The following is a 24055-nucleotide window of genomic DNA, read 5'->3' on the forward strand; positions in this document are numbered from 1 at the left end:
CACTCTGAGCCAGGATCAAACTCTCCATTATAATGTTTCTTCAAAGCGAAGTAATTCGCTTTGAATTCATTACACTAAAGCTAGACCTTACGGTCAGAATCGACGAATCGAAATCTTTAGTTTTATGAAGTTTGATTTATCTCTTTTATTCCGAAGAGTTGATAATCTCTTACATGTTTGCGTCCTAGCTCGGTCGCTTATTTAGATTTCAAAGATTGAATTTGACATTGTTAAAATGGTAATGAACGTGAAGCTAATCCCCTACTTTGGGAGCTTCTCTTTAACCCCGTTCTCTCAAACGAGGACGAAATTATATACTCGAACTCCTTAAAATTAGGTTAAAGAAAAGAAAGGCTACAAAATATGCGTATACCCTGTTTCCGGTTCTATTGCAATAATGATTGCATTACCGGATGCATCCGTTAATGTGATCCGGCATTGATTTGTTAATAGATAATGCCATCCTGCTAAAGGTGGCTGATATGCATGGGTAGATGCTATAGGTGGAAAAGAATTCATCGGTCGTCCTAGATAATCAAAATGAATAAACATCGTATCGGCACGGCATCCCCCGCCAAAAGTAACATTTGCTATACTATAATGCGTACCCAACTGTAATGATTGCATAGCTCTTGCATCGCTAATATTTAAAGTATTGTCGTATCCACCGCTTAGAAATTGATTTGGGTCTTGAGGATTTAATGCCATTCCTGCTAAATCTGGATTATGACCAGTAAAATTTGGGATATCGGAAAAAATCGTATATGCCCAAACGTTATTATTAGCAACTCCTCCAAAAACTACATTTTGCTGAAAACGAATTGCCCATCGTCGCATAAACCATTGTGCTTCATTCACATCAAACTTATCATCCATCATTGCCAAATGTTGCGTATAGCGTATGTGGCTTACCACTTGGTCGGCGGCTTCTCGGAGGGGGTTGCGCGTGAAGCTTGAGGCTACCATATAGGAGAGAATTCCTACGACGACAATGACAAAAACCAATTCCAACATCGTGAATGCTTTTTTCATGCGAGCCTCTTTTAGCCTAGCCTGTAGACGTAAAATGTTTTGACGACTTTTCCGACATAGACGATATCGATTTGTTCAAACCCTTCATCTAGTTCTTTTTGAGGGCTGAGTTTGACGAAACCGCCGCTTTGAATACCGTAAAATTTCAAACGCAAGGAGAGTTTGTCGTCCTTGAGAATAATTTTATCGATGCCTTTTTCATGTAAAGCTTGCGCCAACTCTTTAGCGATATGGTATTTGATGGCAAAATTACGCGACGGATTTTCCAAAAAGTAGTATAGCGGTTTGTGCAAATAACTTACAACCGTATTGCACACAAGCGTGATCAGGATCAATCCGAAGACCAAAGTATGCCATTTGCGAAATTGCGGTAAGCGCACGCGATAGCTGTTAAAAAAGACTTTAACCATCAACGGAACGGACAGAACGACAAACGGCGCAAAATCTTCCAATGCCAAACGCTGACGAAGCGACAAAATAAACGAAACGATCAAAGAGATAAACGAGATATACCATAAAAGATTTTTCTCTTCTTTAATCAAAATACGGTACATCGCATACACAAAATAGAGAAACAGCAACGGGGAAAATACGGCCGCATAAATACCGAGCGTATCGACGAAATAGCCCTTAGGCTTTCCTCCCGTGTCAAAACCGTACAGGTACATCGCCGCACTAAACAAGATTAGCGTCAAAATCGCCAAGTCGGTTTTTTTCTGAATCAACGCATAAATGAACAAAGCAATGTAAAAAATCGCAAACGAATTATCGACAAAAAGCGAGCCGATCAAGATGACATGTGAAGCGACTTTATACTCTTTGAGGTAACAATAGGTAAAAAGAAGCGTTAAAAAGATGACGAGGCTTCCTTGATTGACCAGTAACGCCGCACTATTGACGCCCGGAAGAAACGCATAAATCGCCACGGCGATAATGCGATCGATCGTTCTTTTTAAAAATAATTTTCCGATTTTATAAAGCAAAAAGATCGAAAGTAAATGCAAAATGATGGACGGCAAACGTAACGCCAAATCATTTTGTCCCAAAAGACTCGTCGAAGCATGCGCCAAATAATGCACGATCGTATGGGCGTTGAAATAAATCTCGGCTTCATCGTAGCTAATCGAAAGCGTTTGCGTCTCAAACATCAACGCCGCGGCACTGAAAAGTAAGATGAGTCCGAGAAAAAGACGCTCTCTCATAGTTTTAAAAAGTTATTTAAAATGGCATGACCGTGTTCACTCAAAATAGACTCGGGGTGAAACTGAACGCCGTAGATGGGTTTATCTTTGATTTGCAACGCCATAATCTCGTGGTCGTCGGTACTGTACGCCGTAGGAATCACACACCCAGGAAGCCCTTCTTGCTCCACGATGAGCGAATGGTAACGTGTCGTCGTAAATTCTTCAGGCAATCCTGCAAATAAACAACTGTTGTGAAGCTGTTTGGTTTGAGAAGTTTTACCGTGCATCATACGTTTGGCGCGAACGACTTTCGCCCCGAACGCCTGTCCGATAGCTTGGTGTCCTAGACAAATACCCAAAATAGGGATTTTCCCGCCGAAATATCGAATAACGTCCAAACTCACACCCGCTTCGTTGGGAGTTGCTGGACCCGGGGAAATGATAATTTTTTCCGGATGCAACGCTTCGATCTCTTCAACGCTCAACTCGTCGTTTCGAATAACCTTAAGATCGGCTCCGAGTTCTAAACAATATTGCACGATGTTGTACGTAAAACTATCGTAATTATCGATCATTAACACCATAAGTAGTTCCATAAGCAAGTTTTAACTATCATAACACGCTTTTGCTTAAGATTCGACAATTCGGGAGAGTAGCCACGTAAGCGCCAGTAAATCCGCGCTGCCTCCGGGGGAGAGATTTTTGGCGATCATGGTTTGATCGAAACGTTTGAGCGCGTCGTCCAAATCTTGGTGTTTTAGACCTACATGTAAGATTTTTTGCGCTTCGTTTTTCGTAAATGCCAAGCCTTCCAAACCGCCGCGCGACCAGAGTGTGCTGTCATCGACCGTGCTCATGAGCAAAAGAAGCGTTTGTTTGAGAGCATTTTCCTCGCCGAAACGCGCATAGCATTCGCGAAAAAACGGGAGCGACGTTTCAAAGACGAGTGCAAAACCGCTTTGCGCCACCCCTCGAATGCCCAAACTGCCCGTCTCTTTGAAAAAACGCATTCCCGCACTGTTGGGTGTATGCCGCATCAAATCTTCTTCGACGACATGCGCGCACAAAACGTGAATCTCCGTTTGCAACGCCTGACATGTCAAACTTTCGTTTCGAGCTTTTAGCCGCCCGATCGCTCCGCACAAAAGGGCTAAACAAAAGATCATGCCTTTGTGCGTATTGACGCCTCGGGTCGCTTCAAACATCGCGTTTTCGCACGCAATTCCGATGCGTCGCAAACGCGAAAATGCTGCTTGAGGTTCTTCATTTGCGTACATGTAAGCCTCTTCGAGAAAACGTTGCGTCCAAGGAACGATCGCTTCGATGCTTGCGTAAAACGTCGAAATATCCATATCGCAATGCGCACCGGAATTTGCTTGATCGACCAGTCCGGGTTTTGGGGTAAGCTCGACTTCCGTTTTCATCGCGCGTTTACACCACAGGGCTATGCTCTGTTTCCATGCGTGCTTTTGCACCGATGCGTCGATATGACGATGCAGTTCTTCGTACGAATGAACGTGCGCTCTTGCACAGATTTTGGCTTCGTTATCGCATATCAAACAGCGTCTTTTGGGGTATCCGAATGCTTCGCGCGAGAGGATTTTTCCTTGTGCGTCGAGCACGTCGATGTCCATAAAACGCCCCAAGGGATGCTCTTCTTCGATCTTACATGTCAGCCTTTTCAATCCTTCAGAACGAGCCTGACATGCAAAGATAGCTTCCGCACCGCTGATGGCTAAGGTGGATTCAAAAGCTAAAAGCGTCAGTGCTTCACGCTCTAAAAGGAGGCGAATTTCGCGAAGGGCAATGTCAAAGATCACGACGGCGGAATGCGAAAGTTTGAGCGAACCGGGAATCGTGAGGCTTAAGCAGATGAGCGATACTTCGCCAAAGTGCGCCAAAAGCTCTTGTTGCCTTTGCGCGCGCTTCTCTTTGGCGTTTAAAATACTCTCTAGCGTCGCATACGTATCGATCATTTAGGCAAGTTGTCGCACCACGTCGATGATCGAGCCGTCGCGATAGCGAATGACCGCAACGATTTTGTCGGTGTACGCGATCTGTGCAGGTTCCCCGCAAAGTGCAATCGCGCGCTCATACAGGGTATGAATATCGACGACATGTAAGCCTGCTTTTTGGAGTCGCTCTTTCAATTCACGGTTTTTAGGATTAACCGCGATACCTTGGTCGGTGACGAGCACGTCCACGCTCTCTCCGGGCGTAACGACGGTATTGACACGCTTGGTCACGGTCGGAATGCGCCCGCGCGTCAAAGGAGCAACGATGATGGAGAGCTTTGCTTCCGCCGCCGTGTCGCTATGTCCGCCCGAAGCTCCCCTCAAAAGACCTTTCGAACCCGTAATGACGTTGACGTTAAACGCCACGTCTACTTCAAGCGCACTCAAAACGACGATGTCGAGTTGTTTAATGGATGCGCCTTTAGAGCTTGGATTGGCGTATTCGTTGGCACTGATTTCGATATGGTTTTTATTTTCTCCGAGCGATTTGGCGGCAAATTCGTCGAAACTTTGCACGTCCAATAGGTTTTTGATTAAGCCTCGTTTGAGCATATACACCATCGTTCCCGTGATCCCACCAAGTCCGAAACTGGCCTTAATGCCCTTTTCTTCCATACGTTCGCTCAAAAAGACGGTCGTTGCCAAAGAAGCTCCGCCCGTTCCGGTTTGGATACTAAATCCCTCTTGAAACAATCCCGAATGCTCGATCACTTTTGCCGTAAGGCTCGCGAGCAAAAGCTCTTTGGGATTGGTCGTCATCCGCGTCTCTCCCGCGCCGATTTTAGAAGGATCGCCTACCTCGTCGACCACGACGATCGCATCGACTTGGTCTTGATGCAAACTTGCCGGAACGTTCGGGTACGCTTCCAGCGATTCACTCAAAACGACGACGTAATCGGCATAATGCGCGTCCATCATCGCGTATCCCAAAGAGCCGCATTTGGAACGTCCCGAATAGCCGTTGGCATTGCCGAACTCGTCGCTGATTGGAACGCCTAAAAAGGCAACGTCGATGTGAAGTTCGCCCGATTGAAGCAGATGCACGCGCCCGCCGTGCGAGTGAATCTGTACCGGTTTTTGCATCAACCCTTTCGAGATCGCTTCACCCAGTTTTGAACGAAGTCCCGACGTATAAATTTGCGTTACGACACCGTTTTGAATGTGCTCGATCAGCGGATCGTGAACGGAAGCCAAAGAGCTCGACGCCAAGGTCAAATTTTTAAATCCCATTTTGGCGATAACGTTCATCACGTTATTTAAAAGCAAGTCACCGCCCCGAAACGCATGATGAAACGAAATCGTCATGCCGTCTTTCAATCCGGAGCGGTAAATCGCCTCTTCGATACTCAAACACAGCTTCGCACGTCGTTCTTCGCCTTTATTTTTCTCTTCGTAGCGAAAAAAAGGAGCGTTACTCGGCGTTAATGCTTTAGGGTTAACGTATTTTTCGATATCTTTCATTGTTCTTCTCCTAACACGCCCGATGCACGCGCCAAATCCAAAATCCATTCCGCGCGCAAGACAACCGGAGCATCGACCATTTTTCCGTCCAAGGAGACGACGCCGAGCCCTTTTTCTTTGGCGTCTTTCGCCGCTTCGCAAACTTCTATCGCCCAATCGACCTCTTTTTTGGAAGGTTCGAACACTTTGTGAAGCCATGGAATCTGATTGGGATTGATGAGCGATTTTCCGTCAAATCCAAGCCCTTTGATGTACTGCGCTTCGTGTACAAACCCCTCTTTGTCTTTCACGTCCGAAAAGACCGAGTCGAACGCGCCGATTTTTGCCGCACGCGCCGCCAGTAAAATCTGATTGCGTGCCGCGCTCAGTTCGGTTCCTTCTTTAGTCCGTTGAGTGCGAAGGTCGCGTACGAAATCTTCCGCGCCCAAGGCAATGCCCATCATCCGTTTGGAGCAACGCGCGATATCGACGGCATTTACGACGCCTAAGGCACTCTCGATCGCCGCAAGAAGCAGCGTCTTTTTCTCCCTTCCGATGCGGTTTTCGATATGCGCGATCTCTTGTTCCATCTCCAAAACGTCGTCCATCGTATCGGTTTTGGGAAGACGAATAATATCCGCTCCCGCACGAATCACCGCTTCTAAATCCTGTAACCCGAAAGGCGAACTCAGCGGATTGACCCTCACGGCGGTTTCGATATTTTGGTAGGTAAAATGCTGTAAAGCGTGAAAAACCATCATCCGCGCCGAATCTTTTTCGCTCAGTGCCACCGAGTCTTCCAAGTCGAACATAACGGTATCGGGTTGATAAATAAACGCGTTGCAGACCATACCGGTGTTGGATCCGGGCACAAAAAGCATGCTACGTCGAAGTTTTTGTTTCATAACGTACTCCAATCGGGCTCATTCACACCCAAAGCACGCAAAAGTGCCGTTTGCACGCGCGCTTTGATCACAAAATCCAAAGCCCCTTTATCTTGAATCGTCACTTTCACGCGATCAACGTTCATGGAAAGTACCGTCTGAAGCACTAACGCCTCGATCGCATCGCCGTAGATTTCGGCAACGCTGCTCTCCAACACGATTTCGACTCCCGCTTGATCGTTCGGCATCACGCGCACAAACGCATCGCTCGATTCTAACGTTCCCGCATGTGCGGGTTGTAATTGTACATGTAAGGTATTCATTCTACTTCCTCTTTCATCGCCGCAAGCAATCGATAGGTACTTTGCGGTACGAGACGGGCTATCTCGTCCCAACGATTCTCTTTCATCGCACCTCGGACTCTCGAAGCCGAAATCGGCTCACCCGACTCGGCGATACGCTTAAGCTCCACAAGCTCGATAGGCGGATACTCGCTCGCTTCGGCAAGCCGTCGTTTCATTTGCGTATTATACTCGTTTGTGACGACACATAAAGGCTCTTCTCCCACAAAACGATGCGTAATGCCTAAAGGAGGGGCTAAATGATGCCTAAAAATTGCCAAATCCAGTTCGGTATAAAGCGAATTGATTCGCCCCTTGTCTTTAATAAAGTACGTCGGGAACGTCGCTTTGGAGATCATATAATCCGAACCCTCGTGCAACGTGAGGTTCATAAAATCGCGCACGCCTTCTTCAATCATACGGTAGCGATCCGCAAAACGAAAGAACGAAGCGTCTTCTTTGACCACGAACAGATGCACCCAATCCGATCGCGCACACGCTTCTTGCACCAAATAACGATGCCCCAACGTAAAGGGGTTGGCGTTCATCACGATGCATCCGACCGTATCGCCCGAATGGCGCAGTTTTCGTAGGCGCTTTTTATACGCTTCGATTGCGTAGCTGTTTTCCATCAAAATGACTTCGCCGTGTGCTTGTTCGATGTATTTAAATCCGCACGATTCGAAGACCTCTTGATAGTGGGGTTTGGTAAATAAAAAGAGCTCAAAACGCCCTTCACGGTAAGCGACTTTTAAGAGCTCGCTCATCAAACTTAAGGCCACGCCTTCGCCGCGAACGCTCTCGTCGATAGCAATATTTTTCAGCACTTTGCCGCTCAGTCCGCCGCACGCGACGATGCGATCTTCTTCTTTAGCGACGACGAACGTTTCGACGTCTTCGGACATTTCCAATGAAACGCTTTGTAAAAATTCTCTGATTTTTTGCCTTCGAACCTTGCTTGTTTGGGGCACTTCAGAGAAAACCATTACACTCCTTTTTGAAGCGCGTAAGCAAACCAAAGCGTCGCAAACGCGATGCACGCCAACAACCCGATAAACGCGTGCCATCCCAAATATGCGTAAAAAACACCCGGCGCGAACGTCCCGATCGTACCTCCCGCATAGTAAAAAGAGAGGTAGAGTCCGTTGGAAATCGCCCGTTTTTCATGCGCCAATTTGCTGATGAGCCCCGACGCGACCGAATGGATAATGAAAAATCCCGCGCAAAAGACGAACATCCCCGCAAACATCACGGTATAATCGCCGATATGAAAGATTTGAAGCCCGAGAGCGAAGATCACGATGCCGATCATAATGGTTTTCGTCTCGCCGCCTAAGCGTTTGATCAGCCACAAAATCCGAATCGACACGATAAAACCGATGATATACCCCGCATACATCATTCCGACTTTTCCGTATCCCATCGTTGAGCTGAGTTGTTTGAGCTGAAACGGAATAAAATTTAACAGTGCTTGAAAGACGAAAAAGATAAAAAACATCATCGTATAAATATTCAAAAAACTTTTTTGCTTTAAAACATCGACGATTTGAGAGAGTTTCGGCTTTACGAAATCGACCTTCACCTCTTCGCCGACGTAATGCAAGCAACCGTACATCGCGATTAATGCGATGCCCAAGAGAATAAAAAAGAGTCGCCACCCGAAAAGATCGCTCAGCGTTCCGGAGAGCAATCGTCCGATAAAACCGCCCAAAATCGTCGCCGCGATGTAGTAACCGATGGCTTGCTGAACCCTCTCTTTGGGCGTAATAAAACTGATATAGCTCATCAAAGAGGTTAAAACGGCGGGAATCAAAACGCCTTGAAGCGCCCGAATGCCGAGTAACGCCGCGTACGTATCGCTGTAAGCAAATAAAAGTTCCAACACGCCCAAAATCAAAACGGCATTTCTCAAAAAGAGTTTGGAGGAGAGCGTTTCTAAAACATACCCGTACACAATCGGCGCAAAACCTAAGGGGAGCATAATGACGGTCGTAAAAATAACCGCCTCAAAACGGCTTAAGGCAAACTCTTTTTCAAAAAGGGGTTGAATGGGCTGCACCGCATAAAGGGTGCAAAGCGTTAAAATCGTACATGTATAAATAATAAGAAGTTGGTAACGCGTCAAAAACATAAAAAAGGAGCCTAAGCTCCCTTTGTTATTTGTATTGGTCAATTTGGAAGTCCCAGAAAAATTCGATCCATTCGGTCGCTTCTCTGGCGGCAAAATCGGGACGAAGTAAGGCTTTTTCTTTATAGAAAACCGCCGCCACCTTCAAGTCCACGTCCGGATATTTTGCGTTCAACACGCGCTTAATCTCGATCATCGTCTCGCCGCTGTCGATAATGTCGTCCACTAAAACGACCCGCTTGGCACGCGAAAGATCGGGAATATTAAAGATTTGAATCGTATCGAGCTTGCGCGTCTCTTCATAGTGAATCGAATTGATCGAATAAAGCGAACGCATTTCCAAGGCTTCCGATAAAAAATGTCCTAAGGTCATACCGCCGCGCGCCACGGCTAAAATCACATCCGGCGCGTAGGGTTTGATCTCTTTGGCGAGATGATTGACATCGACTTTGAACTCTTCATAACTGTAATAACGCATTAATGCCCCTCTTGTACGATAAATACGGTTAAACTCACCAAGGTTAAAAAGATGATACCGAAATTAATCTCTTTAAACTCTTTTTTGAGTAATTTAATAAAAACATACGCAATTAAACCAAACGCCAATCCGTTCGTAATCGAAAACGTTAAAGGCATCATAATGACGATCAAAAAAGTCGAAACCGCAATCGCCGTGTCTTTAAAATTGATATGCGACAATTCGCCGAACATCAAAACGCCGACCATCACCAAAACGGGATAAATCGCATTTTCGGGAATCGCTTTAAAAAGCGGCATCATAAACAACGTCAAAATAAAACACAATCCCGTAACCACGGCCGTTAAACCGGTGCGACCGCCCTCTTCCACACCCGCGGCACTTTCGATAAACGCCGTCGTCGTCGAAACGCCTACCACCGCACATGCCGTACTCGCAAGCGCATCGATTTCAAGCGTTTTTTGAAGCTCTTTTCCGTCGTCTTTAAACAGACCCGCACGAAAGCCGACCCCCGCAAGCGTTCCTAACGAGTCGAACAGATCGGTAATCAAAAAAGTAATAATGACGGGAAACAACGAAAGCGTCAACGCGCTTTTTATATCCAACTGCAAAGCAATCGGACTGACCGATGCGGGAAGTGAAAAAAATTCGCTCGGATACGCGGCAATGCCTAACACCCACGCGATAATCGCCGTCGAGACGACTGCTAAAATAAACGCACCTTTGAGTTTCCACGTATAAAACGCGACGACCAAAACCAATCCTACGACGCCTAAGAGCACGTTTGGATTTTTAAAATTGCCGACGCCCACTAAAACGGCAGGGTTGGCAACGACCATTCCCATACTTTTAAGCCCGATAAACGCGATGAAAGAGCCGATACCGGCACTAATGGCACGCCTTAAATCGTGCGGTACGCTTTTCATAATCCAAACGCGAAGCGGCGTCAACGAAAGCACGAGAAATAAAACGCCCGAAAGAAATACGACGCCTAACGCCGTTTGCCACGGTACTTTCATCCCTAAAACCAAACCGAACGTAAAATACGCGTTAAGCCCCATACCCACGCTCATCGCAATCGGCGTATTGGCCCAAAGTCCGTTGAGGATACTCGAGAAGATCGTAATCAATGCCGTCGCGGTAATCAGAGCGTCCATAGGCATACCCGTTTTGCTCATAATAATCGCGTTGACCGGTACGATGTACATCATCGTTAAAAAGGTCGTAAAACCCGCCGTTACTTCGGTTTTAACCGTCGTACCGTTTTTTTCAAGTTTGAAAAAGTCGCTCAAAGTCAATCCTTTGAATTAAGATAGTGTGTGATGTTTAAGTTCGTGATAAAGACTGTCACGCTCGATCGCCTGAAAACCGCTCGTGTGAATCAGCTCCAAAATCGTTTGCAAGCCAAGGCCGTGAGCACTTTTGGCTCCCGCGGCACTTTGAATCGACTCGACTTCGATCGTCCCGTCTAAATCGTCCGCGCCGTATTCCATCGCGACAAGTGCCAAATTGATCGTCGAGGTTGCCCAATAGGCTTTGATATGAGCGATATTATCCAACATCAAACGGCTGATCGCAAAGGTTTTTAAAATTTCGGTGGAGCTTAAAAAATCGTCTACATGTAAGTAATTGTTGTCGCGTTGATAGACCAAAGGGATAAAGGCGTTAAAGCCGTGCGTTTTGTCTTGGAGTGCTCTTAAGCGAAGCATATGATCGATGCGGTGTTCGCGTTTTTCGATATGCCCGAACAACATGGTCGCATTGGACTCTTTGCCTCTTTGGTGCCATTTCTCGTGAATTTCGAGCCACTGTTGCGAGCTAACTTTGCCTTTGCAAATGTATTCGCGCACGCCTTCGTCAAAAATCTCGGCACCGCCTCCGGGCATCGAATCCACGCCGTGTTCGATCATTTTATCGATCACTTGATCGTAGCTTAAGCCGTACTCGCCGGCTAAAAAGTTAATCTCCGCCGCGGTTAACGCTTTGACATGTAAAGAGGGAAATTTTGCTTTGATTTTGGAGAAAACTTCCAAATACCACTCAAGCCCCGTATGAGGATTGTGGGCGGAAACGATATGCACTTCGGTAATATGCTTTTCCTTCAGCGAATGCGAAACGGCCTGTAAAATCTCTTCATGGCTCATCGTATACGGGTTGGGATTTTTGCGGTGCGCGCTAAACGCACAAAATTTACAGACGTCTTTGCAGATATTCGTAGGATTGATGTGGCGATTGATGTTAAAAAACACTTTATCGCCGTGAAGCGCACGACGTTTTTGATTGGCATATTTACCGAGCGTAAACAGGTCTAAATTGTACAGCGCGATGCCCTCATCAAGGCTGAGGCGTTCATCGTTTTCTAATTTTTCGATCAGTGTCATGGAATTCTTTCAGAAAGAAATAAAGAGAGATTCTAACCACTTTTTTTATAAAGTGAGGTTAAAGCATTCCTCACTGCTCTTTTGTTTAAGAAGGAGCTCCACGCTCCTTCTTTCCCTTACATGTAATCTTCGGGCTTATAGTTTTCCACCACAAAATCAATGTCTTTATCGCCTCTGCCGCTTAGATTTACCAAGATGGATTCATACGGTTTTTCTTTGGCAAGCTTCATCGCAAATGCGACCGCATGGGCACTCTCTAAAGCCGGAATAATACCCTCGTAATGGCTTAAATCGTAAAATGCCCGAATCGTCTCCGCATCATCGGCGATACCCACTTTCGTGCGTCCGCTGGTTTTCAAATAGGCATGTTCGGGTCCGACGGACGGATAGTCCAAACCGCTAGCGATCGAGTAAACTTCGGCAGGCTCTCCGGCGTCGTTTTTAAGCATGATGGAGTTAAAGCCGTGCAATACGCCCTCGCTTCCGTACGTCAAACTCGCCGCATGTTCGCCCAGTTTCGTACCGCGACCGCCGGGTTCAACGCCGTACATCTCGCACGGATCGTCGATGAATGCGGAGAAAAGTCCCATCGCGTTACTGCCGCCGCCCACGCAGGCGACGAGGTTATCGGGAAGATTGCCCGTCATTTCCAAGAATTGCTCCCTTGCTTCGATACCGACGATGCTTTGAAAATCTCTAACCATTTTGGGGAACGGGTGAGGCCCTACGACCGAACCGATACAATAGATACTGTTTTCCGGGTCTTTAAGGTACGCTACAAATGCCGAATCGACCGCTTCTTTGAGCGTTCGCGCGCCAAAGGAGACCGGAACGACTTTCGCGCCGAGTACGCGCATACGCACAACGTTAGGGTGCTCTTTGGCGATGTCCACTTCACCCATATGAATTTCACACTCCAACCCGAAATACGCCGCCGCCGTCGCCAACGCCACGCCGTGCTGCCCCGCTCCCGTTTCGGCGATGAGCTTTTTCTTGCCCAAATACTTTGCGAGCAAGGCCTCGCCCATACAGTGGTTGAGCTTGTGAGCGCCGGTATGATTTAGATCTTCGCGCTTCAAATAAATGCGTGCTCCCCCGACGTACTCGCTTAAACGCTTGGCATAATAAACGGGGGTCGGACGACCTTGATAGTGTTTGCGAATATCGCGAAGCTCACGAATAAAATCGTGAGAATTTCCGATGGTTAAGTAGGCTTGTTCTATTTTTTTGAACTGGGTTTCCAATTCGGGCGGCAAAAAAGCACCGCCGAATTTTCCAAAATATCCCTCGGCATCCGGAAAGGCGTTAATATAAGGCTTTTGCATACGTTTTCCTTTGACATGTAACGTGAATGAAATTTTTTGAGAGCATTATATCGCACTTTTAAGCGTGCGAAAGAGGAAACAAAGAGGTGGTGGTCCGTGTAGGCTTCGAACCTACGACCCCATCATTAAGAGTGATATGCTCTACCAACTGAGCTAACGGACCGCGCTTGATTTGCGTTTTGAAATCCTACTCCTTTCTTGTTAAAATAAATATTAACACCCTATTTGGAGTCTCTCGGAAAATTTTTGTCACGATTTTATTACGTTTTGGTTACAAACAAGCTCTTTTAATGTATCATATGTGACTTCAAACGAGAGCAGGAAGTAGGATGGACATCGAAGAAATTATTGAAGATTTAATCGAAAAAAATGCGGACGACTTTGAGATTTCAAAACTGATTAAAGAGCATATCAAACATTATCTAGGCTCTTTAAACGAAATTTTTACCGAGAATCAGGGTAAAGATTTTTTAGTAAAACATACCAAAACCATCGATCATTTCATTACGATCATTTACAAATACACGCTTCGCAAATATTTTGGCTACTACATGCCTTTTGCCAATGCCGTACCGATCGTGCTGGTTGCGATGGGCAGTTACGGAAGGGAAGAGTTGTGCGTCTATTCGGACGTCGATTTGATGGTCGTTTACAAAGCGGTTCCGGGCTACAACATCGAGCCGATTATTCAATCGATGCTCTATTTGGCGTGGGATGCGGGAATGAAACTAGGACATCGTACGCACAAACTCGAAGAGATCGTCCATGCGAGCAACCAAGACTTGACAATCAAAACCGCGATGCTCGAATCGCGTTTTTTGTGCGGCTCGAAACTGCTTTGGATGGAAACCGAACGCGAACTGCTTAAAATCCAACGCTGGCAAAAAAAAGAGGTCATTCAAAGCATCATTCAAGCGTGCGAAGAGCGACGTAAAAAAAACCCGATGAGCATGGAACCCAACATCAAAGAAGGTGTGGGCGGATTACGCGACGCCAATACGCTTTCGTGGATTTGTAAAATTCTCTTCGGAAGCATTCGCCTCAAAGATCGCGTCCCCGAAGTTATCGATGAAGAGGAGTATAAAGAGTTTCGAAGCGCACTCGAATTTCTCTACCGCGTACGCTCCGCGTTACATCTCAGCGCCAAGAAAAAACAAGACGTCTTGATCCTTGAGTATATTCCGGACGTCGCCGCAAAATTGGGATTTGAAAACAAAATCCTTAAAAATGCGCAGATGCAACTTGCCTCCAAAACGTTTGCCTGCATGCACACGATCGACATTACGTTCCAAATCTTCACGCGTAAGCTCACCGCTTCGCTTCTTGCCGTGCCTTCACGCTTAAGCGTCTTAAAACAAGGACGTATCGCCCAAGGTTTGTACCTTGTCGATCATTGCGTATACGCGTCGCTCAAAAAACCGATCCCGACGCTCGGAACGGTTTTGGAACAACTGCAACAATTCGACGATCGCGACGTGAGCTTTGATATTAGCTACATTCATTACATCCGACAAGCGCGTTTTGCCGCCCATAACTCTAAAAAAATCTATAAACAGTTTTACGCGCTTTTATTTCAGTCCAATGTGTATGCGCTTTTTAACGTTCTCTACGAAGCTTCGCTGCTTCAACAATTAATTAAACCGTTGAAACAGATCCAAAACCTCGCGCAATTCGACGGATACCACAAACTTCCGGCGGATATTCACTCGTTGCATACGCTTTATCATCTCGAACATATCAAAGATCCGTTCATTCAATCGCTCTTCGACGATTTATGCCCCGAAGGCAAAGCCTTAATACGCTTGGTCTCCTTTTTGCACGACATCGGCAAAGGACGTAAAAACGACCACAGCGAGCTGGGCGCGAAGATTTTCCGCATTTACGCCTCCAAACTCTATTTTTCCGAAGAGGCGATTGAAACGGGCGCAACGCTGATTCGCTACCATACGTTGATGAGCAATACCGCCAGTCGCGAAGACATCTACAGTGAAAAAGTCGTTTTGGCGTTTATCTCCAAACTTCAAACCCCGCATGTCTTAAAAATGCTCTACATTTTAACGTATGCCGATATGAACGCCGTTAACGACAATATTTACACCGGTTTTATCGGTAAGCTTTTACGAGAATTTTACAACGCGTCGATGGAAATGTTCGATAAAGAAGAGCTCATCGACGAAACGACCAAACGCCTTCGTAAAGAAAACAGTCTGAAAAAGAGCCCCGAATTTTTAGAGCTTTCCAAAACCTTGCAGAAAAAAACGCTCTCGGTGCCTTCAAACTTTTTCTTTTTAAAACTCAAACCGCAAGCCATCGTCAAAACCGTCAAAGAAGCAGAAGATACGCCGCTTAATTCGTACCGTTACGTGATTAAAAACGACGATCATCTCAGTATCAACGTGATTCGAGGTATCAGCTTTAATATCGGCTACCTTTTGGGGAAACTCTCCTACCTCGATTTGGTGCAAATGGATATTTACAAACTCTTCGACGGCAAAAAATATTTTCAACTCGACTTTAACGAAAAAGTCGACGAAAGCGATATTCCGCTGATAGAAGAATTGATCGAAAATTCGTTTGACATGCATAAAAAAGCCGTCTTAAAAAAGCCGATTATTTTAAAAGGCGAGATCGACCTCAACTGCGAACATTCCAAATCGTACGCGCTCATGCACGTCAACGCAAAGAACCAACGGGGCTTGATGGCGTACATGATGAGTATGTTCGACGAATACGGCATCGACATTGCGATGGCAAAAATACAAACGATCAAGAATAAGACGCGAAACTTGATCTTAATTGAAAAAACAGTCCCTTTATGTGACAATAAAGAGAAAATTCTCGGCATTTTTCTCTAAATAGGCTGCTCGCAAAACAAGTTTTACAAGCAGTAAAAGCACCCAAAGGTGCGTGTGTTAACGTAGTCTTTCAAGCTTTGCTTCAAAGATGTGCAAAAAGTTCTTTTGCAAGAACTCTCAATAAGAAAAGAAAGGTAAAACGGTATGTGCGGAATCGTAGGATACATCGGAACGGCGGAAAAAAGAAGCTTTTTACTCGGCGGACTTAAAGAGCTTGAATACAGAGGGTACGACTCGGCAGGCATTGCGGTTTTAAAAGACGGCGAAATCGACGCCTTTAAAGCCACGGGAAAGCTTTCCAACCTTGCACGCAAAGTCGAGCACTATAGCTCGGAAGGATTCGGCGTCGGCATCGGACATACAAGATGGGCAACGCACGGCAAACCGACCGAAGCCAACGCGCACCCGCATTGGGGCGAATTTTCGTACATCATTCATAACGGTATTATCGAAAACTACAAAGAGATCAAAGACGAACTGCTCAAAGACGGCGTCAACTTTTTAAGCCAAACCGACACGGAAGTCGCCGTGCATCTGTTTGAAAAAAACGTGCGCCTTTTGAACGACTGCTTTCAAGCCTTCGAAGCTACGATCCAAGCGCTTCACGGCGCGTATGCGATTTTACTGATTACGCAAAAACAACCCGACGTCATTTTCTTCGCTAAAAACGCCGTACCGCTTCTACTCGGCAAAAATGAATGCGGCGAAGTCTTTTTCAGCTCCTCAGACGCACCGCTAATCGGTTTGGCAAAAGAAGTATGCTACCTCGAAGACGGTCAATACGGCTGGGCAAAAAACAAAACCGTCACGCTTAAAAGCGAGGGTATCGAACATCGCCTTGAATTTAAAGCATTAACGAAAGACAAACTTTCCGCCCAAAAAGATGGGTTCCGCTATTTTATGGAAAAAGAGATCTACGAACAATCCCATGTCGTGACCGAAACGCTGATGGGCAGAACCAAAGAAGATAGCGTCGTTTTAGACGAACTATCTTCTCTTGACGTCGATGCAATCGATGCGATTAAAATTTGTGCCTGCGGTACGAGTTACCATGCCGCACTAAGCGCAAGCTATCTTTTCGAACGCCTTTCCAAAATCCGCTCCAACGTCGAAATTGCGAGCGAATTTCGGTATAAAGACCCTTTGCTAGAGCCTCGAACGCTCTTTATCGTGATTTCCCAAAGCGGCGAAACCGCCGATACCTTAGAAGCGTTAAAAATGGCCAAAAAAGGCGGTATGAAGACCCTTGCTATCTGTAACGTCGATAATTCTTCTATCGTACGAACCGCGGACATGAGCATTTTAACGCGTGCGGGCATCGAAAAAGGAGTTGCCAGTACCAAAGCGTTTGCGACGCAAGTCGTGACCTTATGGCTTTTAAGCCTCTTTCTTGCCGAAAAGAAAAAGACGATCACAAAAGAACGCATGAAAACCGAAATCGACGCGTTGTTGCATATTCCTTTGGTCTTAAAAGTCAACGAAAGCGTTCACGAAAAAATCAGACGCCTCTCCAAGCGCTATTTGCACGGTCACGGCTTCTTCTTTATCGGGCGCGATCTTTTTTATCCCCTAGCGTTGGAAGGGGCTTTAAAGCTTAAAGAGATCAGCTACTTACACGCCGAAGGGTATCCTGCCGGAGAGATGAAGCACGGGCCGATTGCACTAGCCGACAGCGAACTTTTTACGATCGCTCTAATGCCCAAAAATCTCCTCTACGATAAGATGAAAAGTAACGTCGAAGAGCTCGGAGCGCGTGATTCGACGATGTTAATTATTAGTCCTGAACCTTTTGATTTGGCGGACGACGTCATTAAAACGCGAACGCATACCCATGTTATGAGCGAATATTTTGAGATGATGGTCATAACGCAATTGCTTGCTTTGGAAATTTCGGTGCGTTTGGGTAACGACGTGGATATGCCTCGAAATTTAGCCAAAAGCGTTACGGTAGAATAAATTTAAGGATACGCAATGCAGAAAAAACTCTCGATCGTCATTGTCGGAACGATTTTCGCCTCTTTTATGCTTTCCATGTTCTATTCCGCACTTTCCATCCGCAATTTAGGGATAAAGAACGCGGAGGAAAAAGCGCAAATCATTGCCGACTTGGTTCAAGACGGTCTTTCGGCGCATATGCTCACCGGAACAATGGATCAACGCGAGTTTTTTCTCAATAAAATCAGCCAAGCCAAAGGCGTCGAAGCGTTATGGGTCGTTCGCAGCGATTCGGTCATTAAGCAGTTCGGTAAAGGGTTCAACAATGAAACCGTACGCGACGACATCGATGATAAAACGCTTAAAACCGGTCTGGTGCATCAGCAAAGCGAAGAGAGTTCGCATACGGCAAAACTTCGCATCAGTACGCCTTACATCGCTAAAGAACGCAGTAACCCTAATTGTATGGAGTGTCACCACGCTAAAGAAGGTGAAGTTTTAGGCGCGATCAGCATCGTTTTTGATATTTCCGAAATTCGCACGAACGGTATTTTGACGTCCTTAAGCGTTTTTGTACTCTCCTTGGTCATTATGACGGCAGTCTTTTTGGTCATCAACAACTCGATGAAACCTCTCATGGAGCTTTTCGATTCCATTACCTATGTGATGAACAAAGCCCAAGAGGGGGATTATAGCAAACGTATTCGTTTTAGCGGCAGCGATAAAGAGTGCCATAACGTGATGTTCTGGATCAATTCGCTTTTAGAAAAGCTGGAGAACACACTCAACGACATCGAAGTGACCGTCAAAAAATTTCTAGCACTCTCTCCGAATCATCAACCCGATCTTTTGCTCGACGCACAAGCAATCGTGCATGAACTGTCCGATATTTACCAGTTTAAACGAACCATTGAATTCGACGAAGATAAAGAGCAAGTATATCGCCGTATCGGTATGATTTTAAAAAACGACTTTTCACTTAACGATTTCGTCTTGGTCGAATCCGGAAAAGAGTTTTTCCGTCCGCAAGTCGTTTTCGACGCTTCCACGAAAGAACGTAACGTCGAGATGTCGTGTCGCGCTCTTCGTACGAAACAGTCGGTCTATTCCGATCAGTTTCACAATATCTGCGAAACGTGCGACGCGTGTCAGCATTTTTTATGTATTCCTTATCTCATTTCCAACGATTTAGAATTGCTCCTTAGTATTTGGGCGCGCTCGGACGAAGAGTTAAACCAAATTAAAGCGCAATTGCCGAAAATTCAAAATTATATCGATGCCGCACGTCCCGAGCTCGTCAGTAAGAACCTAACGCAAATTTTAAAAGTCTCTTCGACGACCGATGCGTTGACCGGACTGTATAATCGCAAATATTTGGACGAATATATTGAAAAAGCCCTTTCGCAAGCCAAACGCAATAACATTGTTTACGGCATTTTAATGATCGACATCGACTTTTTCAAAATGGTCAACGATACCTACGGTCACGATGTCGGCGATCAAGCGATTCGCGCCCTTACCAAATGCCTCAAAGAGAATATTCGCGAGGCCGATACGGCGTTTCGTTTCGGCGGCGAAGAGTTCTTAGTCTTGCTTTACGAATGCGATGAAGCGATGGTGCAAAATATCGCCGAAAAAATTCGCCTCGCTTTTGAAAAGACGCCGATTCAAGCACCTAACGGCACGGCGTTTTACAAAACACTCAGCGTCGGAGCCTCTATCTTCCCGAAAAATTCCGATTCGCTTTGGAAATGCATCAAATTTGCGGATATCGCGCTTTACAAAGCCAAAGAGAGCGGGCGCAATTGCGTCAAACGTTTTGACCCTTCCATGCTAGACGAGCAAGAGCTCAAAAACGCGTTTTAACGGGAGTTCAATGAAGTTTCATCGCGTTTACGTCGAGCTGAGTAATATTTGCGGGCTTAAGTGTAGCTTTTGTCCGCAAAGCACCTTGAAACCTCAATCCATGTCGCTCGATTTTTTCGAGTCTCTTTTAGCTCAACTTTTAGCCTATACGAAAGAGATCGCTTACCATATGGGAGGCGATCCTCTGAGCCTTTCCAACCTTGAAGCTTACCTCGGCGCAACGAAGCGATACGGATTGCAAGGCTTGTTAACGACCAGCGGATACTATCTGGGTAAACATTCGCACGAAACGCTTTTACACCCTGCTTTAAAACAAGTGAATATCTCGCTCAATAGCTACAACAAAAACGCTATGCCGCTCTCGTTTGAAGCGTATATGCAACCCATCCTTGAACTGTGTCGCGCAAAAAACGAGACGCGCAAAGACCTCTTTATCAATCTGCGCGTCTGGAATTTCGACGAAAAGCAAAGCGAAAAAGCGTTTAACGCTATGCTTTTTGCTTACCTTTCGCAAGCCTTCGGCGTTACGTTAGACGCCCAAACCATCGAGCGCGAAAGACCGCGTTCGCTTCGTCTTGCCGAAAAAGTCCTCGTGCATTTCGATCGCTATTTCGAATGGCCTTCCTTAGCTTCGACGAACGAGAGCGAAGGAACTTGTTTGGGTTTAAAATCGCATTTTGGCATTCTCTCAAGCGGTATCGTCGTTCCGTGTTGCTTGGATAAAGAAGGCGTTATACCGCTTGGAAACTTACATGTAGACTCTTTAGAGACGATTTTAAACGCTCAAAGAGCCCAAACGATTCTCCAAGGTTTTCGACAAGGTCGCTGTGTGGAAACCTTATGTCGAAAATGCACCTATAAACACCGATTTCAAAAGGATGAACAATGAACGAAAACATTTACGAAAACGACTTTTTTTACCTTCAAAAAGAAAACGCTTCTATCCCGTGGGTTAAGATTTTTAGCCGACACCCTTACAAAGAGCTCAGCGATTGTGACGAAAAGACGCGAAGCGTTCTTTTAGACGCCATGCTCGTCGTTGAAAAAACGATGCTCGATTTTTACGCTCCCGATAAAATCAATATTGCGATGTTCGGCAATTACGTGCCGCATTTGCACATTCACGTGATGGCACGCTTTCAAAACGATACGCATTTCCCCGAATCCATGTGGGGAACCCAACAACGCGAATCACAACTTTTTCTCCCTTCGTTTGAAGCGTTTGTTACCGTTTTACGTGAAAACTTGTCGGCTAAAGAGAAGCTTTGGTAAAATTTAATCTCCTATTTGCTAAGCTTCTTGGAAAAAATTTTATGAAAAAGATAACCATGCCCATGACGATGATTCAACGTTTGATCTTTCTTTGCCTTCTTTGCATCGCAACACTTGATGCCGCTAACTTACACTATTCGCTGATTAAAAAAGAGAGCTCCCAAGCCGGTAGCACGCTATTGATTATCGGAGGAATTCACGGAGACGAACCGGGCGGATACTTCGCGCCGATGCTTTTAGCCAAACATTATAAAATCGAAAGCGGCAATGTTTGGGTCGTTCCCAACCTTAACTTTGACAGTATCGTCCAAAATAAGCGCGGCGTTTACGGCGATATGAACCGAAAATTTGCCAAAATAGAGCCCAAAGATAAAGACCTTGAGATTGTAAACGAAATCAAAAAATTGATTTTAACGCCCAAAGTCGACCTCACGCTCAACCTTCACGACGGCATCGGATTTTACCGAGAACGCAACCTCAATAAAGATTTTAATCCCAAAGCATGGGGACAAGCGACGATTATCGATCAACAGCAAATTCCCAGTGCCAAATTCGGTAATTTAGGTGATATCGCAAAAAAAGTCAATCAAGAAACCAATATCGCACTGATTGAAGACGTCCATGAATTTAACGTCAAAAATACCAATACCAAGACGCAAGATAAAGCAATGCAACAAAGTTTGACCTATTTTTCGATTACGAACAATAAGCCCGCTTTTGCAATCGAAACCAGTAAAAACATTACCGATCTTTCCCAAAAAGTCTATTATCAACTGCGTACGATCGAGAAATTTATGGACCTTATGGGTATAAAATTTTCACGCCCTTTCGAACTCTCGCAACCCGTGATTAAAAAACTCCTCGAAGACGACGGCACGCTTGAAATTCCTCCGACAAAAATTTTCTTAGACCTTTCAACGCTCAAATCTTCCATTCGTTTTTTTCCGATGGATCCGAACAAATTGGAATATAAAAGCAATAACCCGCTCGTTGCCGTCATTAAAGAAAAAAACGTCTACAAAGTGATGAACGGTAACCAAGTCGTCTCGACGCTGATTCCCGATTTTATCGAATTCGATCATTCGTTGGATAGCGTTTCGATCGTCATCGACGGGAAAGTCCAAAAAGTGAAAATCGGCTCGCTCGTCACCGTTAAAAACGACTTTTCGGTCGAACCGATTAGAGGGTACCGCATTAACGTCATCGGTTATTCCAAACACGGCGTCGAAAACGAAAGCGGTCTTAAGATTATGCAAAAAGAAATTATGAGTAATTACGCTATCGATAAACAAGAAAGCATCTACATGGTACAATTCTATAAAGATAAAAAGTTTTGCGGTATCGTCACGGTTAAATTTGAAGATGCGGCCAAAAGCAAAAAATAGACGTAGGTCTTGATCTCTCTTGAAAGGAACGATTCGTGAGCACGTATGTCGGTAGGCAGCCCATTTTTAACACCGAAGGGGCTTGTTTTGGCTATGAATTGCTGTACCGCTCGGGCGATACGCAAAACCTTGCGACCTTTATGGACAACGCCAAGGCGACCGCACGCGTCATTGTAAATATTATCCATAATATCGGACTTTCTCCTATTATCGGACAAAAGTTCGGTTTTATCAACGTCGACGAGACGATGATTTTTAGCGATGCGATTTTACTGCTCCCCAAAGAGTATTTCGGGTTTGAGATCCTAGAACATACGCAAATTTCCTTGGCATTGTACGAGCGCATTAAGCATTTAAGAACATTGGGGTACCGACTGAGCCTAGACGATTTTGATTGCAGTGAAGCGATGTTTAAAGCCTATGAACCTCTTTTCCCCTACATCGATTTTATCAAAGTCGATATTCAAGCCATCGGATTGGACAATCTTCCGCAAGCCGTTGCAAAACTGGCGCACTACAATATCCCTTTATTGGCGGAAAAGATCGAAACTTATGAAGAGCATGAAGCCTGTCTTCACCACGGATTTACGTTTTACCAAGGCTATTTTTTTGAAAAACCCGTTATCCTAAGCGGCCGTAAAATCGAGCCTAACACGCTAAGTGCCATCCAATTGATGAACTGCATTCACGAAGACAGCGACGCGACCTTTATCGCGAGTCGTTTTGCGACATGTCCGGATTTGGTCTACAATCTGTTACGACATGTCAACTCCGGTGCTTACCATTTTAAAAATAAAATTAGCTCGATCAAACAGATGGTATTGCTGCTCGGTCCTAAAAAACTGCTTTCGTGGCTCGGACTTTTTCTGTATATGACGCCGAACCATCGCCCTTTCGGAGGCGAATTGTTTAACAATGCGAAATTTCGTGCTAAAGTTATGGAAGAACTCACGCTCATTTGCAATAAAAAAGAGTATGCTAACCAAGCGTTTTTAACCGGAAGTCTCTCGCTCATCGACGCTTATCTAAACGTTTCGATGGAAGAATTCTTGGCGCATATTCACTTGGACGACGAAATCAAAATCGCATTATTGCGCAAAGAGGGATTTTTAGGCAATTTATTGCAAATCGCAATTGAGATGAACCATGCCAACGATGCTCAAAATATCGTCAATTCCATCAACGATACGCGCTGCTTTACAACCGATCAGCTCTACGAGGCATGCACCAAAGCGCTCGTTTTTGTTGAAGAAACCGAACATTAATCAAAGGATTGAAACATGAATGTTACGATTTATTATTGTACGCGTTGAGGATATATGCCAAGAGCTTTCCGTGTGAAAGAAGAAATTTTACAAGCATTTCCGGATGCCTCCATTACGTTAAGCCCTAAAACGGGCGGTTTTTTCGACGTTGTCGTCGATAATGTCGTCATTTTTTCCAAAACCGAGAAAATCGGAACCAAGGTTGAGCGTTTCCCCGAAATCGGAGAAATCGCAACGCTCATACGCAAAACGTCTTTTTAGCATCTTGC

General features: G+C 45.4%; 21 protein-coding genes and 1 tRNA gene. 8 read left to right on the forward strand and 14 right to left on the reverse strand.

The genetic code is table 11. From position 1 onward, the window contains the following. Window positions 1-354 precede the first annotated feature (354 nt). The 14 genes from OA34_RS07635 to OA34_RS07700 form a co-directional block, all read right to left on the reverse strand. On the reverse strand, window positions 355-1032 hold the full coding sequence (locus tag OA34_RS07635) for a pilus assembly FimT family protein (protein WP_039674062.1): 678 nt from the start codon (window positions 1030-1032) through the stop codon (window positions 355-357). An 11-nt stretch (window positions 1033-1043) separates the two neighbouring features. Then, window positions 1044-2234, reverse strand: a complete 1191-nt coding sequence (locus tag OA34_RS07640; RefSeq protein WP_039674064.1) for a glycosyltransferase family 39 protein — start codon at window positions 2232-2234, stop codon at window positions 1044-1046. Then, window positions 2231-2800 carry an aminodeoxychorismate/anthranilate synthase component II gene (locus tag OA34_RS07645; protein ID WP_039674066.1) on the reverse strand — a complete coding sequence of 190 codons (570 nt, stop codon included), beginning with the start codon at window positions 2798-2800 and terminating at the stop codon, window positions 2231-2233. The genes OA34_RS07640 and OA34_RS07645 overlap by 4 nt, the downstream gene beginning before the upstream one ends. A gap of 45 nt (window positions 2801-2845) precedes the next feature. Then, entirely contained in the window at window positions 2846-4192 is a 1347-nt protein-coding gene (gene citG, locus OA34_RS07650; protein ID WP_039674068.1) for a triphosphoribosyl-dephospho-CoA synthase CitG, read from the reverse strand. Beyond that, window positions 4193-5692 carry a citrate lyase subunit alpha gene (gene citF / locus OA34_RS07655; RefSeq protein WP_039674070.1) on the reverse strand — a complete coding sequence of 500 codons (1500 nt, stop codon included), beginning with the start codon at window positions 5690-5692 and terminating at the stop codon, window positions 4193-4195. Further along, window positions 5689-6576: an aldolase/citrate lyase family protein gene (locus OA34_RS07660; protein WP_039674072.1), complete on the reverse strand. Its 888-nt coding sequence runs from the start codon at window positions 6574-6576 to the stop codon at window positions 5689-5691. Before OA34_RS07660 ends, citF begins: the two co-directional genes overlap by 4 nt. Continuing rightward, window positions 6573-6878, reverse strand: coding sequence for a citrate lyase acyl carrier protein (citD, locus tag OA34_RS07665; RefSeq protein WP_039674074.1), 306 nt, complete (start codon window positions 6876-6878; stop codon window positions 6573-6575). Before citD ends, OA34_RS07660 begins: the two co-directional genes overlap by 4 nt. Beyond that, on the reverse strand, window positions 6875-7882 hold the full coding sequence (gene citC, locus OA34_RS07670) for a [citrate (pro-3S)-lyase] ligase (RefSeq protein WP_039674076.1): 1008 nt from the start codon (window positions 7880-7882) through the stop codon (window positions 6875-6877). The genes citD and citC overlap by 4 nt, the downstream gene beginning before the upstream one ends. Beyond that, entirely contained in the window at window positions 7882-9027 is a 1146-nt protein-coding gene (locus tag OA34_RS07675; protein ID WP_286682915.1) for an MFS transporter, read from the reverse strand. The genes citC and OA34_RS07675 overlap by 1 nt, the downstream gene beginning before the upstream one ends. 25 nt (window positions 9028-9052) lie before the next feature. Then, window positions 9053-9502: a phosphoribosyltransferase gene (locus OA34_RS07680; RefSeq protein WP_039674078.1), complete on the reverse strand. Its 450-nt coding sequence runs from the start codon at window positions 9500-9502 to the stop codon at window positions 9053-9055. Next, window positions 9502-10794 (reverse strand): NCS2 family permease, encoded by a 1293-nt coding sequence (locus OA34_RS07685; protein WP_039674079.1) that lies wholly within the window; start codon window positions 10792-10794, stop codon window positions 9502-9504. Before OA34_RS07685 ends, OA34_RS07680 begins: the two co-directional genes overlap by 1 nt. A gap of 15 nt (window positions 10795-10809) precedes the next feature. Then, entirely contained in the window at window positions 10810-11883 is a 1074-nt protein-coding gene (gene mqnE, locus OA34_RS07690) for an aminofutalosine synthase MqnE (RefSeq protein WP_039674081.1), read from the reverse strand. A 116-nt stretch (window positions 11884-11999) separates the two neighbouring features. After that, window positions 12000-13208: a tryptophan synthase subunit beta gene (gene trpB / locus OA34_RS07695; protein WP_039674083.1), complete on the reverse strand. Its 1209-nt coding sequence runs from the start codon at window positions 13206-13208 to the stop codon at window positions 12000-12002. 87 nt (window positions 13209-13295) lie between these two features. Beyond that, a tRNA-Lys gene (locus tag OA34_RS07700) sits at window positions 13296-13371 on the reverse strand. Window positions 13372-13537: 166 nt separating this feature from the next. On the opposite strand from OA34_RS07700, the gene OA34_RS07705 reads away from it, so the two are divergent. From OA34_RS07705 to OA34_RS07740, 8 genes are all read left to right on the forward strand, one after another. Continuing rightward, on the forward strand, window positions 13538-16063 hold the full coding sequence (locus OA34_RS07705) for a [protein-PII] uridylyltransferase family protein (protein WP_039674085.1): 2526 nt from the start codon (window positions 13538-13540) through the stop codon (window positions 16061-16063). Window positions 16064-16207: 144 nt separating this feature from the next. Next, window positions 16208-18019, forward strand: coding sequence for a glutamine--fructose-6-phosphate transaminase (isomerizing) (gene glmS, locus OA34_RS07710; RefSeq protein ID WP_039674087.1), 1812 nt, complete (start codon window positions 16208-16210; stop codon window positions 18017-18019). A 15-nt stretch (window positions 18020-18034) separates the two neighbouring features. After that, complete coding sequence (locus OA34_RS07715; protein WP_286682916.1) at window positions 18035-19864, forward strand: GGDEF domain-containing protein; 1830 nt, start codon at window positions 18035-18037, stop codon at window positions 19862-19864. Window positions 19865-19874: 10 nt separating this feature from the next. After that, on the forward strand, window positions 19875-20753 hold the full coding sequence (locus OA34_RS07720) for a radical SAM/SPASM domain-containing protein (RefSeq protein WP_039674089.1): 879 nt from the start codon (window positions 19875-19877) through the stop codon (window positions 20751-20753). Beyond that, on the forward strand, window positions 20750-21136 hold the full coding sequence (locus tag OA34_RS07725) for an HIT family protein (RefSeq protein ID WP_039674091.1): 387 nt from the start codon (window positions 20750-20752) through the stop codon (window positions 21134-21136). The genes OA34_RS07720 and OA34_RS07725 overlap by 4 nt, the downstream gene beginning before the upstream one ends. Window positions 21137-21177: 41 nt before the next feature. Continuing rightward, window positions 21178-22521, forward strand: a complete 1344-nt coding sequence (locus OA34_RS07730) for a M14 family metallopeptidase (protein WP_286682917.1) — start codon at window positions 21178-21180, stop codon at window positions 22519-22521. 35 nt (window positions 22522-22556) lie between these two features. Next, window positions 22557-23786, forward strand: a complete 1230-nt coding sequence (locus tag OA34_RS07735) for an EAL and HDOD domain-containing protein (protein ID WP_039674092.1) — start codon at window positions 22557-22559, stop codon at window positions 23784-23786. 54 nt (window positions 23787-23840) lie between these two features. Next, window positions 23841-24047 carry an Rdx family protein gene (locus OA34_RS07740; protein WP_256497325.1) on the forward strand — a complete coding sequence of 69 codons (207 nt, stop codon included), beginning with the start codon at window positions 23841-23843 and terminating at the stop codon, window positions 24045-24047. Window positions 24048-24055: the final 8 nt, after the last annotated feature.

It is taken from the genome of Sulfurospirillum sp. MES, from assembly GCF_000789415.1.
Lineage (GTDB): Bacteria > Campylobacterota > Campylobacteria > Campylobacterales > Sulfurospirillaceae > Sulfurospirillum > Sulfurospirillum cavolei.

Excerpts from the sequence above, each read along its gene's own strand:
- OA34_RS07635 (WP_039674062.1), bottom strand. The coding sequence starts at position 1,032 with ATGAAAAAAGCATTCACGATGTTGGAATTGGTTTTTGTCATTGTCGTC.
- OA34_RS07640 (WP_039674064.1), bottom strand. The coding sequence starts at position 2,234 with ATGAGAGAGCGTCTTTTTCTCGGACTCATCTTACTTTTCAGTGCCGCG.
- OA34_RS07645 (WP_039674066.1), bottom strand. The coding sequence starts at position 2,800 with ATGGTGTTAATGATCGATAATTACGATAGTTTTACGTACAACATCGTG.
- citG (WP_039674068.1), bottom strand. The coding sequence starts at position 4,192 with ATGATCGATACGTATGCGACGCTAGAGAGTATTTTAAACGCCAAAGAG.
- citF (WP_039674070.1), bottom strand. The coding sequence starts at position 5,692 with ATGAAAGATATCGAAAAATACGTTAACCCTAAAGCATTAACGCCGAGT.
- OA34_RS07660 (WP_039674072.1), bottom strand. The coding sequence starts at position 6,576 with ATGAAACAAAAACTTCGACGTAGCATGCTTTTTGTGCCCGGATCCAAC.
- citD (WP_039674074.1), bottom strand. The coding sequence starts at position 6,878 with ATGAATACCTTACATGTACAATTACAACCCGCACATGCGGGAACGTTA.
- citC (WP_039674076.1), bottom strand. The coding sequence starts at position 7,882 with ATGGTTTTCTCTGAAGTGCCCCAAACAAGCAAGGTTCGAAGGCAAAAA.
- OA34_RS07675 (WP_286682915.1), bottom strand. The coding sequence starts at position 9,027 with ATGTTTTTGACGCGTTACCAACTTCTTATTATTTATACATGTACGATT.
- OA34_RS07680 (WP_039674078.1), bottom strand. The coding sequence starts at position 9,502 with ATGCGTTATTACAGTTATGAAGAGTTCAAAGTCGATGTCAATCATCTC.
- mqnE (WP_039674081.1), bottom strand. The coding sequence starts at position 11,883 with ATGACACTGATCGAAAAATTAGAAAACGATGAACGCCTCAGCCTTGAT.
- trpB (WP_039674083.1), bottom strand. The coding sequence starts at position 13,208 with ATGCAAAAGCCTTATATTAACGCCTTTCCGGATGCCGAGGGATATTTT.
- OA34_RS07705 (WP_039674085.1), top strand. The coding sequence starts at position 13,538 with ATGGACATCGAAGAAATTATTGAAGATTTAATCGAAAAAAATGCGGAC.
- glmS (WP_039674087.1), top strand. The coding sequence starts at position 16,208 with ATGTGCGGAATCGTAGGATACATCGGAACGGCGGAAAAAAGAAGCTTT.
- OA34_RS07715 (WP_286682916.1), top strand. The coding sequence starts at position 18,035 with ATGCAGAAAAAACTCTCGATCGTCATTGTCGGAACGATTTTCGCCTCT.
- OA34_RS07720 (WP_039674089.1), top strand. The coding sequence starts at position 19,875 with ATGAAGTTTCATCGCGTTTACGTCGAGCTGAGTAATATTTGCGGGCTT.
- OA34_RS07725 (WP_039674091.1), top strand. The coding sequence starts at position 20,750 with ATGAACGAAAACATTTACGAAAACGACTTTTTTTACCTTCAAAAAGAA.
- OA34_RS07730 (WP_286682917.1), top strand. The coding sequence starts at position 21,178 with ATGAAAAAGATAACCATGCCCATGACGATGATTCAACGTTTGATCTTT.
- OA34_RS07740 (WP_256497325.1), top strand. The coding sequence starts at position 23,841 with ATGCCAAGAGCTTTCCGTGTGAAAGAAGAAATTTTACAAGCATTTCCG.